Source organism: Polyangium spumosum, from assembly GCF_009649845.1.
GTDB classification, from domain to species: domain Bacteria; phylum Myxococcota_A; class Polyangia; order Polyangiales; family Polyangiaceae; genus Polyangium; species Polyangium spumosum.
In genome coordinates, this window is sequence record NZ_WJIE01000006.1 from 103640 (window position 1) to 115829 (window position 12190).

The window sequence follows — 12190 nt, forward strand, 5'->3', positions numbered from 1 at the left end:
AAGGAGGCCGGGGTGGTCCTGCGCCGCATCCTCACGACCGCTGCTTCCGGGTTCGACAAGACCGTCGGCACGGCGATGCTCGTGCGCGGCGAGAGGATCCGGTCCGCAGATCCGTCGAGCCTCGGCCCGGAGGCGCGGCTCGAGCTCCTCGAGGCCATCCGCGGCTTCTACGACAAAAGCGAGCACTTCACGGCGCCGAGCTCGTTCTTTGGAGAACCAACGATCCCCAACGTCGAGCTCTCCCGGGTGCGCCTCCTCGGCGGCCCGGACCCGGGCATGGTGCTCGACGCGACCTGGCCGAGCGAGTTCGAGCCGTTCGAGGAGACCGTGCGCGCGGACTACCTCGGCCACGAGCTCAACCGCAAGGCGACGGCGCGGCTCTTTCTGCACGGTACGCCTCGCCCGGTCGCGATCTTGGTGCACGGCTACCGGTGCGGCGTGTTCGCGCTCGAGGAGCGGCTCTGGCCCGTGCCGTGGATCTTCGAGCTCGGGCTCGACGTGGCCCTGGCCGTCTTGCCCTTCCACGCGTGCAGGGCGCCAAAAGGGACGGCGCTCTTCCCCTCGCCGGACATGCGCTTCACGATCGAGGGCTTCCGGCAGTCGATCATGGATCTGCGCGCGCTCGCGGCGCTCCTGCGGGATCGAGGCGCGCCCGCCGTGGGCGTGATGGGCATGAGCCTCGGCGGCTACACGTCCGGGCTCTGGGCCACGATCGATCCGAGCCTCGCGTTCGCCGTTCCGATCGTGCCTTGTGCGTCGATCGCCGACGTGGCGCGCGCGGTGGGCCTGCTCGTCGGCGCGCCCGAAGAGCAAGCCGCGCAGCACCTGGCGATCGAGTCGACGTTACGCGTCGTGAGTCCACTCGCGCGAGATCCGGTGATCTCGCCGGAGCAGATGCTCGTGGTGGGTGCTGCGGGGGATCAGATCACGCCGCTCGACCACGCGCGGCGCATGGCCGAGCATTTCCGCGCGCCGCTCTCGACGTTCCACGGCGGGCATCTGCTGCAGTTCGGCCGCGCCGACGCGTTCCGCGCCGTGCGGCGGATGCTCGCGCGGATCGGGATCATCGAGACGCGCCACGCCGCGGCGTGACGCGCCTCGATCCTCCGTCAGCCGACGATCACTGCACGCACTTGTCGACGCCAGGGGCCGTGCAATCGGCGTCGGCCGAGCACTCGCAGGCGCCGCTCGCCGTGTTGCACTTGCCGGCGCCGCCGCAGTCCATGTCCGTCATGCAGACGGGCGCCGCGATGGAGCAATACTTCCCGCCCGCGTCGTCCTCGCCGATGCAGGTCAACGGCGCCGCGCAGTCCCCGTCCGCCATGCAGGGCGTGGCGCAGATCTTGGCGCCGCCCTCGGTGAGGCACTTGTTGTTCGGCAGCACGCCGCCGAACGTGCACTGCGCGTCGTCCGTACACCCGCCGAGGCCGCAGACGCCGTTGTCACACGTGTAGTTCTGCGGGTACTCGCCGGGGCAGTTCATCGCGCCCGCGGGGCAGCAGTCCGCCGGCATCGCGCACGACTTGCCGCAGTAGCCGGCCGAAGGCCCGCCGCCGCCCGCGCCGCCCATGCCGCCGCCCGCGCCGCCCATGCCGCCGCCCGCGCCGCCCATGCCGCCGGCCGCGCCGGAGCCGCCGCTCCCGCCCGTGCCGTTCTGCGGGTCGTCGCTACACCCAGCGAGACCGAGGAAACCAGCGCCGGCGATGAGCAGAATCGAAAGAAGTCGCATGTGAAGTTCTCTCCCTTGGATCCGTGCGCACGCACGGATGTCGTTGATGACGCCCGTGCGTGACACAAGGTATCGGCTCGGTCAAAATTCCCCTGCGTTACTTGTTCTCCCGGTTTCGACCGCAGATCAAACTTCCGTGCGCGTCGAACGCGCGACCGTCCCCTCTAGAATCGCCTTCACCAGCTCGGGCTTCACGACCTTGCCGAGCGCGTTGCGCGGCAACGCCGAGGCGACGATGACCTCGCGCGGGACCTTGTACGGCGCCATCCGCTCCTTCGCCCAGCCACGCAGCACGTCCGGCGCGCACGCCGCGTCGCGACCCGGCGCGGGGACGACGACGGCGACGACACGCTCGCCCCACGCCTCGTCGGGCAAGCCCACGACCGCGACCTCGGCGACGGCCACGTTCTCCCGCAGCGCCTCCTCGATCTCCAGCGCCGAGAGCTTGTAGCCGCCGCTCTTCAGGATGTCGACGCTGGTTCGTCCGAGCAGACGCAGGGAACCATCGTCCGCGCGCTCGGCGACGTCGCCGGTGCGGAACCACTGGCCCTCGGCGAAGGCGCCACGCGTGGCCTCCTCGCGCCCGAGGTAGCCCTTGAACACGCTGGGCCCGCGGATCCAGAGCTCGCCGGGGCCACGCTCGAGATCACGACCCGCCTCGTCGACGATCCGCGCCTCGACCGAGCGCGGAGGCGAACCCACCGAGCCGGGGCGGCGCGAGGCGGGGTCGAGCGGGTTCGTCGCGCCGACGCCGATCTCGGTCATGCCGAAGCGCTCGAGGGGGATCGCGCCCGTGAGGGACCGCCAGCGCTCGGCGAGCGTGACGGGCAACGCGGCCGAGCCGCTCGTCGCGAGGCGCAAGGCCCGCGCGCCCTCGGCCCAGCGCGCGCGTGTCTCCGCGTCGGCCGCGTCGAGGGCCTCGAAGAGCTTCTGGTACATCGTCGGCACGGCCATCCAGACCGTCGGCCCGTCCGGCGCGCAAAACGCCTCCCACACGCGCCGCGCGTCGAAACGCGGCAACATCCGCGCCGCGGCGCCCGCGAGCAGCGTGGTGAGCAACGAGATGCCGAGGCCGTGGAGGTGATGGAGCGGCAGCGCGTGGAGCAGCCGATCCTCCTCGCCGAAGCCCCACGCCTCGCGCAGGATCGCGGCCTGCACCTCGATGTTCGCGTGCGTGATCATCGCGCCCTTGGGTTTGCCCGTGGTGCCGCTCGTGTAGAGCAGGAGCGCGACGTCGTCGGGATCGATCGAGGCCGCGTCGCCCTCGGGCCTTGGGCCTCTGGCGAGCGCCTCGGCGGAGAGGACGCGGCGGCCTTCGCAGAGCAACGCGCCGCGCTCGCGCTGGTCCTCGGAGACGATCACCGCCGCGGCGCGCGCGTCCTCGCCGAACCACGCGAGCTCGGCGGGCGGATACAGCGGCGAGAGCGGCAGGGCCACGCCGCCCGCGAGGATCGTGCCGAGGAAGGCCTCGAGCCAGAGCGCGCCGGGCGAGACCAGGATCGCCACGGCCCGCCCCTCGAGCGAAGGCGCGCCCCCGGTGAGCGCGAGGCGAGCCCGCTGGGCGCGATCCCAGAGCTCGGCGAAGGTGCGGCGCTCGGCGTCGTCCTCCACGGCGAGCCGCTCTTGCTGCTGGAAGGTGGCGAGGCGCGTGACGAAGGGGGAAGGCATCGGGATTTCCGCGAAACTACCACGCCGAAAGGCGCGGGCGACGCCGCTTCCTTTCTCCCGGGCCTCCGGCTTCGCTACACTCCGCGCCATGCATCCCCGCGCCTCTGTCCTCGCCCCCTTCGTGTTGCTCGTCGCGACGACCCTCCCTGCATGCGACGGCGACAAGGCAACGACGGGCGCCGCGCCGACCGCGAGCGCGTCCGCCGCCGCTCTGCCCACGACGGTCGCTCCGCCCAAGCCGAAGACGATGCCCGCGCTCATCGTCGACTCGCTCGGCCCCTACATCGGGCAGATCCGCGTCGACATGAAGCAGGAGAACTGGCCCGAGAAGCTCACCGCCGCGGTGAAGGATCTGCCGATCGAGGGCAAGCAGGTCACGCTCATCGCCGAGAAGAAGGCGCGCACGCCCCACGTCGCCGCGGTCGTGGCCGAGCTCGGCCGCGCGGGCGCGCCGACGATCCTGCTCAAGACCGACGGCCGCGACGACGTGCCGAAGGAGCTCGTGGTCACGCCGCCCGACAAGGTCTCGAACCCGCCCGGCTGCTCGGTGAGCGTGATGGTGCTGAAGGACCTCTCGACGGCGGTGTGGCCGTTCAAGGGCGGGCTCGGCAAGAAGCAACGCAAGGGGTTCGCCGGGCCCGACCTGTCGAACACGGGCGACGCGATCAAGAAGGACCTCGCGATCTGCGACTCGTCGTTCGCCTTCTTCTCGGCCGACGACACGATCTCGTGGGAGATGGCCTATAACCTCGCCGGCACGCTGAAGGTCGTCGACGAGAAGAGCGACAAGGGCAAGAAGATCGAGACGCTCGTCCTGCTCGCCGAGTCGCCCGTCGCCGGCAGGCCCGTCACGCTGAAGAAGTGACCCGCCGCCTCGGCTTGCCGAGGTGCTCGCGCCCGATCGCCAGGATCCCCAGGGCGAACACGTGGCCCCAGACGACGCCCGTCGCGAGCCGCGCCGGGTGCCACAACGGCCGCAGGCCGAGGTCCTGCGTGATCACGTCGATCAGCATGATCACGCTCGCGAGAAACCCGTACCCGAGGCACGCGCGCACGCGCAAGCGCGGCGCGGGAAGCACGGAGGCCGTGACGAACCCCGCGAAGATGCCGGCGCAACGGCTGCAGAGCGGCATGAGCACGGAGGCGACGAGCAGCGTGCGCTCGGGTCTCGTGTGACAGACCGGCGCGAAGAGCGCGTAGACGAGCTCGCCTGTCGCGGGGCTCGTCACGCGGCGCGCGAAGGGCGCGACGAACGGCGCGAGGCCGACGACGAGGAGCAACACGCGCAGGACGCGCTCTAGCTTCGCGCCGGCGGCTTCTTGCCGAGGCGCGCCATCACTTCCTGCAGGTCGCTCCATACCTCGCGTTTCGCCGATGGTTGCCGGAGCAGGTAGGCCGGATGGAACGTCGGCATGACGGGAATGCCGCGGTACATCTTCCACTTGCCGCGTAGCCTGGTGATGCCCTCGCTCGTGCCGATCAAGCCCTGGATCGCGGTCGCGCCGAGGGCGACGATGTACTTCGGCCGCAGGAGCTCGAGCTGCGCGGCGAGCCAACCCTTGCACGCCTCCATCTCCTCTGGCTGCGGCTTGCGGTTCTCCGGGGGCCGGCATTTGACGATGTTGCAGATGTACACTTCGTCCCGGCGATACCCCATCGCGGCGATCATCCGGTCGAGGAGCTGGCCCGCAGGGCCGACGAACGGCTCGCCCTGGAGGTCCTCCTCGGAGCCCGGACCTTCACCCACGAAGAGGAGCTCGGACAGCGGGTTGCCGCGGGAAAACACGGTCTGCGTGCGCGTCTCGCAGAGCCGGCAGCGCGTGCAACCCGCGACCTCCGAGGCGAGCATCTGCAGCCGCACGGCGCGCGCCTCCGGCGTGAGGGCCTCGGGGCGCGCCGCTGCGGGGCGCTGCGGCGCAGGCGGCGCTTGCGGCGTCCACTGCGGCGCGGCGTGGGCCTGCGGGCGCTCGGGCGGCGCCGTGAACGACGCGGGCTGCGCGCGTTGCGGCTGCGGATCGGCGTGGGGCTCTTGCGCGTGAAACGCCGGCTCGGCCTCACGCGGCGGCGCGAGCGGCAAGCCCCACGCGCCCGTGCCCTCGTACCACTCGACGAGCGCGCGCACCGAGGTCGCGATCTCGAAGAGCTCGTCGCGCGGATCGGCGTGGGGCTCGTCCATCAATAGACCTGCGTCGTCAGTGGCTCCCGCCTTCTTGCTGCAAGAACCGCTCGGCGTCGAGCGCGGCCATGCAGCCCGTGCCTGCCGCCGTGACCGCCTGCCTGTACGTCCAGTCCTGCACGTCACCCGCGGCGAACACGCCGGGCACGCTCGTGCGCGTCGAGCCGGGCACCGTCTTCAGGTAACCGTTCGGGTGCGTCTCGAGCTGGCCCGTGAAGAGCTCCGTCATGGGCGTGTGCCCGATCGCCACGAAAAATGCGGCGACGGGGATGCTCTTTTTCTCGCCCGTCTTGAGGTCGCGCACGACGATGCCCGTGACCTCGTCCTTCGCGACGTCGAGCACCTCGTCGACGACGTGGCTGTAGAGGATCTTGATCTTCGGGTTCGTCACGACGCGCTCGACCATGGCCTTGCTCGCGCGGAACTCGTCGCGGCGATGCACGAGCGTGACCGAGGAGCAGAGGCCCGCGAGGTAACTCGCCTCCTCCATCGCGGTGTCGCCGCCGCCGACGACGGCGACGTCGCGGCCGCGGTAGAGCGCGCCGTCGCAGACGGCGCAGGCGCTCACGCCCTTGTTCTTGAGGGCCTCCTCGGTCGGCAGGCCGAGGTAGTTCGCGCGCGCGCCCGTCGCGACGATCACGGTCTTCGCGAGGTAGAGCTGGTCCTCGACCCAGACCTTGAACGGCCGCGCGGAGAGGTCGACCTTCGTCACGTCCGCCGTCACGATCTCGGTGCCCTGGTGCTCCGCCTGATCGCGGAAGCGCTGCATGAGCTCCTGGCCCGTGACCTTCTGCGGAAAGCCCGGGTAGTTCTCGACGTCGGTCGTGAACATGAGCTGCCCGCCGGGGATGAGCCCGCCCGCGTTGAAGCCCTCGATGCAGAGCGGCTTCAGGTTCGCGCGCGCGGCGTAGATGGACGCTGTCAGGCCCGCGGGGCCCGAGCCGATGATGATGACGTTGCGGACGGGTGTGTCGGTCATGCTGGCCCGGTCATAGCGAAGGCGCGCGGCCGCGTCGACACGAGCGCGACACCGAGACGAACGGACCTGGAAATCGCGGCGGATCTACTTCTTCTTTTTCTTCTTCGTGGCCTTGGCCGGCGGCGCCGCGCCGCCGAGGCCCGCGTTGTACGCGCGGGCGACGTCGCGCAGGTACTTCTCGCTCGTCAGCTTTCCGAAGTCCGAGGCCGTGATCTTGTCGTTGGCCATCTGCGTGGCCTTGTTCGCCTCGCGGCGCATGCCGCCGAGCGCGCTCTGGTAGAGCCAGGTGCCGATCGCGCCGACGACGACCCCGCCGATGATGATGGCCGTCGAGCCGGCCGTCGGGAGGATCGGATCTTCCCGCGTGGCGGCCGCGGCGATGAGCCAGCCGCCCATCACGCCGTAGCCGACCCCCATCACGATGATGCCGGTCGAGCGCTTGCCCGAGTGGTCCTTGATGCCCTTCTCGTAGACCTCCATCGAGCCCGCGTGGTTCTCGCGGACCTCCATGATCCGCTCGTCGAACGCCTCCTCGAAGGCCTGGTCGCGCGCGATGTGCAGCGCGCTGAGCGCGTCGATCCGCTGCGTGCCCTGGTAGACGTCCCAGGCGTAGCCGCGCCGCGCGACCTGCTGGTTGCCGTAGATGCGGCTCGAACCGACGAGGCGGCCCTGCGAGTCGCGGTACTGCTGCTCGCCGAGCTCCACGCGTTGCGTCGTCGTGTACGTGAAGCTCTCGCCCTGGACCTTCAGGGGCTCGCCGGTCCGTTTGTGCTCAAACGTATACTCGTATTCGTCCGGGGCCGTCGGCGGGGGCTTGGGAATGGCGCAGCCAAAAGCCGCGAAACCCAGCACAACCACCATCATCGAAGCACGCGCGTTCATCCATTCCTCCCGGACACGTTCGTCTCGACACGACGATAACCGCGTCATCGGAGCGCGCCCGACCGCCGGATGTCAACGTTCTCCGTGCGCGGAACGTTCAGAACCTGTACGTCGCCCCGAGCGCGACCTCGTTCAGGCTCGACTCGAGCCGGCCGCCATTGACGTTGTGCCGGCTCCTGTAATTCGTGGTCGAGTCGCCCGAGAGCGCGAGCACCTCGCCCCGGCCGCCATTGTCGAGCGGCTCGAAGAACGTGTGCTGGTAGGCGAGCGAGACGTCGACCGGCCCGAGCCGCACGCTGCCGCCGCCGCCCACGCCCACGCGATGCCCGAGGTGGAAGTCGGGGTTCAAATACGCCGCGTCCTGCCCGTTCGTTTCGAAGAACCCGCCCGCCCGCACCGCCAGGAAGCCCGGGATGACCGTGAAGTCGCCGCCGAACCGCACGCCGAAGACGTTCTTCCAGTTGTGCGGGATATCGGCGTTCTGCGGGATGTTGCCAGGGGTGCCGTTCACCCGGATGCCCGGATCGAAGCGCACCTCCATGTTGTCGACGACGCTGTTGTGCGCGTAGGTGAAGTCGACCTCGAGGTCGAAGAGGTCCTCGGCGATCGGGTCGCGCACCTTGCGCCCGGTCTTCGGCACGAGCGAGCCCGCGCGCAGCGGGTGGTGATACCGGAGGCCGAGGCGCGCCTCGAGCGGGATACGCAGCTTGAGCGTGCCCGCGTCCTCGTCGTTCGTGATGTTGCAGTCGGCCGGGCCCATCGGGCACGGCGTCTCGTTTTTCTGGCCACCCGCGCGCCAGTAGAGCGACTCGAGCTGCAAGCCCGTGCGCGTGGAGATCGCGTCTTGCCACTTGAACGACGCGCCGAGATCGAGGCGCTTGTGCGGCGAGGCGAGCACACCCACGACGAGCCCCGGCACGAAGCCGTCGAAGGCGGACAGCGTCGCCTTGACCTCCTGGTTGCCGGCGAAGTCGTCGTTCGGGATCTGCGAGGTGCCCTCGGAGAAGTTGACGAAGTTGATCGAGGCGATGCCCCAGGTGAAGCCCGCGCCGACGCTCAGCCAGTCCTTGATCGCGTAGCTCACGCTCAAGGTCGGGTTGACGATCAGCGAGTCGATCTCGGTCATCAGGAAGCGCTGCGGCGCGGGCTGCGTGGTCGCGATGCCGACCTGGTTCGTGTACGGGACCGACTCGGGCCACACCATCTTGCCGATGCCGTGCGGGCCCATCACGGACAGGCCGATCGCGAGCTTGCTCGTGATGCGGAAGGTCGCCGCGATCTGCGGGTTCGGGAAGGGCGTGGTCTCGGCGCAGACGGGATCGACCGGGCCGCCGGGCGCGCCGGGGCCGGGGATGCCGGCGCCCGGCGAGACGGGCTGGTTGTTCACGTCGCGGCGCGAGAAGCAGCGATCCATGAACATGAGGTGCGCGCCCACGTGCACGCCCGACTTCTGGAAGGCGAGGCCCGCGGGGTTGTAGTACGCGGCGAGCGGGTCGTCGGCGCGCGCGACGTACGTGCCGCCGCGACCGACCTGAACGACGCCATTGTCGGGGGAATCGAGCCCGGAGGAGGCGTCCGCGACGCTCGCGCCTCCGAGCAACACCGACCCCACGAACGCCCCCACGACGAGATTCCTCGCGCCCATCGCTCGCTGCTCCTGCCGAATTGGATGCTGGGTTTACTTGGTGACCGGCGAGGCCTTCAGCGCGGCCTTGCCTTCCTTCGCGTACACCGTGAACTTCACGCGCGTGACGCCGTGCCGCTGCACGAGCGCGTCCTTGTTGCGCTGAAGCGTCGACTTGAACTTCTCGAACGTCATGCCCGCCGTCTGCTCGCCGCACTGCTGCTTCATCGCGACGAACTCCTCGTAGACCTTCTGCCACTCGGTCAGCTCGTCGACCTCGCCCTCGTCGGCCGCCGCGGGCGCCGCGTCGGCCGCCGCGGCCTTGGGCAGCGGCGGAGGCGGAGGCGCGGCCGCGGACTCGGGCTCGGGCACGGACTCGACCGGGTCGGCCGTCGTCGAGCCGGGGCGCGGCTTCGGCTTCGGCAGGGCCTTCGGCAGCGGCTTCGGCGCGGGCGCCGCCGCGGCGCCGGGGACGGTGATCGCCTGGGACGAGGTCTCGCCGGGGCCGGGCACGGCGAACGCGCTCATCGTCGGCGCGGCCGGGATCGGGCCGAGGACCTGCTCGAGATCGGCGGCGCGACGTGGCGCTCCGCCCTTCGCGGCGATCTTGTCGATGCCGTCGTTGATGTCGGAGGCGATCTTCTTGTACGCGCCGCGGAACTTGCTCGGGGCGAGCACGTCGACCTCGCCCTTCGCCATCCGGATCGCCTCCTTGCCGAAGGTCGCCATCGGCTGCGTGTGCTCGAGGTACGAGAACACCATGCCGGCCGCGGCGAGCAGGACGATCGCCGCGATGACGAAGATCAACGAGACGTTTTTCTTGTCCGTGTCGTCGGCCTTGTTGAGGAAGTCGAGCGGGGTCGAGACGCTGACGGCGAGGCGGCCGACCGCGTATCCCGCGCCGAGATCCCAGGCCTCGCCGGGCATACGCGCGTAGACGACGCCGAGGTGCTCGCCGATGACACGAGGCTCGCTGCGGCCCTTCTCCTTGTAGTCCTCGTTCGTGTCGAGCTGCTTCAGGTCCTGCGTGATCTGGTCGAGGTTCGCCTTGTCGAAGCCCTCGGGGGCCCACGACGCGACACGCGCGCCGTCGGCGTAGAAGCCGACCGCGGCGCCCGTGCGCTTCGAGACGCCCTGCGCGAAGCGGTCGTCGACGATCTTGATGCCGACGACCGCGCCGACGGGCTCGCCGTTCACCTCGGCCTCGACGGGGCGGGTGACCACGCGATAGATGCGGCCCTTCGAGACCCACGCGTCGTCACGGATCCAGCCGTGCAGCGCGTCGGCGACGACGGGGTAACCGCCGAGGTCGCCCTCCTCGATGGGCAGGTCGTTGACGACGCCGACCGCGGCGATGACGCGGCCGTTCGCGTCGACGGCGCGCAGCGCGTCGAAGGCGAGGTCGGGCGGCACCTCGCTGGCGAGCTTCTTCAGGGCCTTCTGCGCCTCGCTGATGACCTCGCGCGGGATCTTCCCCTCGCCCGTGGCCTTGCCGAGCTGGGTGCGCAGCTCGGGCGAGAGCGCCATCGGGATGAGGGCGCTCGAGCGGTTGCGCGCGTCGTCTTTGAGGTACCAACCGACGGCGCTCGAGTCGGCGGCGAGCGAGTCGCTCATCGCGCGGAGGCCGGCGCGGTTGTACATCTGCGCGGCGAGCATCAGGGTGAACGCCGCCACGCCGAGCAGGATGGCGAGCGCGACGTACCAGAAACGGGACAGGATCATCGGCTGGTCTCCGCGTTCACTTGCTCGGGGTCTCGGCGACGACGAGGGGCGCCCGGAGGAGCTGCTCGGCCGGGAATTGCGTGATCACGACGTCGAGCTCCTTGCCCACGGGCTCGCCGTTGAAGAACGCGCGGAGCTTGTACGAGCCGGGCTCGAGGTCGATGGCGAAGTCGCCCTTGCGATCGGGGTAGGCCGAGGCGATCGCGCGCGGCTCGACGACGACCCAGGACCGCACGCTCGGCGCGAGCACGTCGCGGATCTCGTACTTGCCGGGGGCGGGCGGGGTCCAGGAGCGGCTCTTCTGCGCGCCGGTCTCGACGGCGGTGAACGCGCCCTTTCCGCCGACCTCGTAGAGCTTGTGCGGGAAGGGGTCTTTGTTGTCGAAGTTGATCTGCTGTCCTTCGGGCACGACGATCGTGACGGGGCTCGTGCGGCCGCCGCCGACGGTGACGACGACGGGGACCTTCTGCGCGGTGCCCTTCTCGCCGAGCGCGACGATCGCGACCTCTTTCGGCAGGTGACCCGTGAGGGTACGCACGTCGGGCCGCACCGTGGGGGAGGGCTCGCGGAAGGTGTAACGGCGCGCGTTCGGGTCCTTCGCCTCGTTCCACACGGGGTTGAGGAGCTTGTCGGCCCCGCTCAGCTTGCCCTTGGCCGTGACGGCCGCGAACGCGACACCAGGGACGGTCAAGAGCACGAGCGCGACGGCTCCGCGTCGCAACACGGCGCGCAGGCGGCCGGCTCGGCCCGCCTTGGGCTTGGAAACGAGCGTGTCGAACGTGTCCATCGCACCGGAAGCTACCGGAATGGCAAGGCAAACGGAAAAGAAAAGCCGCCAGGAAGGACAGCGCGCGGACGACGCGGGCGGAGCGTGACCGGCGGAACGGCGCGAGGGAGGAGCGCAGGCGGGAGGGTGTCGGGTTTTGCTTGACAGGAGGGCGTGGATTGATCGGTCAAGGGGAGGATCTGCGCAGCTCGTCGAACCAGGCGCGGGCGGCGGCGTGATCGTCGAAGTAGCGGAGGGGGGACTTGGCGATCTCGAACTTGAGGAAGCTGGCGGCGCGCTTGAGGGCTTCCGCGAACGTGCGCATGCGGTAGCTCGCGCCGACGACGGCGGAGGCGCGGAAGACGCCGCGGTCCCATTGGCGGTTGAACTCGAGGACGGTGCGCATGCTGTCGTACACGACGCCCCCCGAGGCGTCCGACACCGAAAAGAGCCCGCCGACCCGCGGCGCCACGCCCTTCACGAAAGCCGCGATGCGCTCGGCCTCCCCGGCGTCGAGCGCCCGCGCAGTCCGAAAGACGAACACGTCGGGCGGCTCGAACCAAGCGACGTCGGGGACGACGTCGATGGGAGCGTCGAGGGAGGCTTGCGCGGGGTCGAGGGCGCGAGGGTCGGGCATGTAATGT

The 12190-nt window shown here is 70.3% G+C and carries 12 protein-coding genes; 2 read left to right on the forward strand and 10 right to left on the reverse strand.

The window, feature by feature from the left end:
• Positions 1 to 12 precede the first annotated feature (12 nt).
• On the forward strand, positions 13 to 1092 hold the full coding sequence (locus GF068_RS21350; RefSeq protein WP_153821298.1) for an alpha/beta fold hydrolase: 1080 nt from the start codon (positions 13 to 15) through the stop codon (positions 1090 to 1092).
• A 28-nt stretch (positions 1093 to 1120) separates the two neighbouring features.
• Here GF068_RS21350 and GF068_RS21355 read toward each other — a convergent pair whose 3' ends face one another.
• Positions 1121 to 1729: a hypothetical protein gene (locus tag GF068_RS21355; RefSeq protein ID WP_153821299.1), complete on the reverse strand. Its 609-nt coding sequence runs from the start codon at positions 1727 to 1729 to the stop codon at positions 1121 to 1123.
• Between the two features lie 126 nt (positions 1730 to 1855).
• Positions 1856 to 3397, reverse strand: coding sequence for an AMP-binding protein (locus tag GF068_RS21360; protein ID WP_153821300.1), 1542 nt, complete (start codon positions 3395 to 3397; stop codon positions 1856 to 1858).
• Positions 3398 to 3485: 88 nt separating this feature from the next.
• On the opposite strand from GF068_RS21360, the gene GF068_RS21365 reads away from it, so the two are divergent.
• Positions 3486 to 4262: a biopolymer transporter ExbD gene (locus tag GF068_RS21365; protein ID WP_153821301.1), complete on the forward strand. Its 777-nt coding sequence runs from the start codon at positions 3486 to 3488 to the stop codon at positions 4260 to 4262.
• On the opposite strand, the gene GF068_RS21370 is transcribed toward GF068_RS21365, so the two are convergent.
• From GF068_RS21370 to GF068_RS21405, 8 genes are all read right to left on the reverse strand, one after another.
• Positions 4246 to 4680 (reverse strand): DUF2085 domain-containing protein, encoded by a 435-nt coding sequence (locus tag GF068_RS21370; RefSeq protein ID WP_170319602.1) that lies wholly within the window; start codon positions 4678 to 4680, stop codon positions 4246 to 4248. The two genes, GF068_RS21365 and GF068_RS21370, sit on opposite strands and share 17 nt — an antisense overlap.
• Before the next feature lie 14 nt (positions 4681 to 4694).
• Complete coding sequence (locus GF068_RS45265; RefSeq protein ID WP_240807181.1) at positions 4695 to 5573, reverse strand: uracil-DNA glycosylase; 879 nt, start codon at positions 5571 to 5573, stop codon at positions 4695 to 4697.
• Between the two features lie 16 nt (positions 5574 to 5589).
• Positions 5590 to 6552, reverse strand: a complete 963-nt coding sequence (gene trxB, locus GF068_RS21380; protein ID WP_153821303.1) for a thioredoxin-disulfide reductase — start codon at positions 6550 to 6552, stop codon at positions 5590 to 5592.
• Positions 6553 to 6636: 84 nt separating this feature from the next.
• Entirely contained in the window at positions 6637 to 7434 is a 798-nt protein-coding gene (locus GF068_RS21385; protein WP_153821304.1) for a hypothetical protein, read from the reverse strand.
• Positions 7435 to 7531: 97 nt separating this feature from the next.
• The gene (locus GF068_RS21390) at positions 7532 to 9079 is read right to left on the reverse strand and encodes an OmpP1/FadL family transporter (RefSeq protein WP_153821305.1); all 1548 of its coding nucleotides are present in this window, start codon (positions 9077 to 9079) and stop codon (positions 7532 to 7534) included.
• A gap of 33 nt (positions 9080 to 9112) precedes the next feature.
• The gene (locus GF068_RS21395; RefSeq protein ID WP_153821306.1) at positions 9113 to 10780 is read right to left on the reverse strand and encodes an MXAN_5187 family protein; all 1668 of its coding nucleotides are present in this window, start codon (positions 10778 to 10780) and stop codon (positions 9113 to 9115) included.
• Positions 10781 to 10796: 16 nt separating this feature from the next.
• The gene (locus GF068_RS21400; protein WP_153821307.1) at positions 10797 to 11567 is read right to left on the reverse strand and encodes a cupredoxin domain-containing protein; all 771 of its coding nucleotides are present in this window, start codon (positions 11565 to 11567) and stop codon (positions 10797 to 10799) included.
• Between the two features lie 166 nt (positions 11568 to 11733).
• Entirely contained in the window at positions 11734 to 12183 is a 450-nt protein-coding gene (locus tag GF068_RS21405) for a hypothetical protein (RefSeq protein ID WP_153821308.1), read from the reverse strand.
• Between the last annotated feature and the right edge of the window lie 7 nt (positions 12184 to 12190).

Coding starts and splice junctions, on each gene's coding strand:
- trxB (WP_153821303.1), bottom strand. CDS start 6,552: ATGACCGACACACCCGTCCGCAACGTCATCATCATCGGCTCGGGCCCC.
- GF068_RS21395 (WP_153821306.1), bottom strand. CDS start 10,780: ATGATCCTGTCCCGTTTCTGGTACGTCGCGCTCGCCATCCTGCTCGGC.
- GF068_RS21390 (WP_153821305.1), bottom strand. CDS start 9,079: ATGGGCGCGAGGAATCTCGTCGTGGGGGCGTTCGTGGGGTCGGTGTTG.
- GF068_RS21365 (WP_153821301.1), top strand. CDS start 3,486: ATGCATCCCCGCGCCTCTGTCCTCGCCCCCTTCGTGTTGCTCGTCGCG.
- GF068_RS21400 (WP_153821307.1), bottom strand. CDS start 11,567: ATGGACACGTTCGACACGCTCGTTTCCAAGCCCAAGGCGGGCCGAGCC.
- GF068_RS21385 (WP_153821304.1), bottom strand. CDS start 7,434: ATGAACGCGCGTGCTTCGATGATGGTGGTTGTGCTGGGTTTCGCGGCT.
- GF068_RS21355 (WP_153821299.1), bottom strand. CDS start 1,729: ATGCGACTTCTTTCGATTCTGCTCATCGCCGGCGCTGGTTTCCTCGGT.
- GF068_RS21360 (WP_153821300.1), bottom strand. CDS start 3,397: ATGCCTTCCCCCTTCGTCACGCGCCTCGCCACCTTCCAGCAGCAAGAG.
- GF068_RS21405 (WP_153821308.1), bottom strand. CDS start 12,183: ATGCCCGACCCTCGCGCCCTCGACCCCGCGCAAGCCTCCCTCGACGCT.
- GF068_RS45265 (WP_240807181.1), bottom strand. CDS start 5,573: ATGGACGAGCCCCACGCCGATCCGCGCGACGAGCTCTTCGAGATCGCG.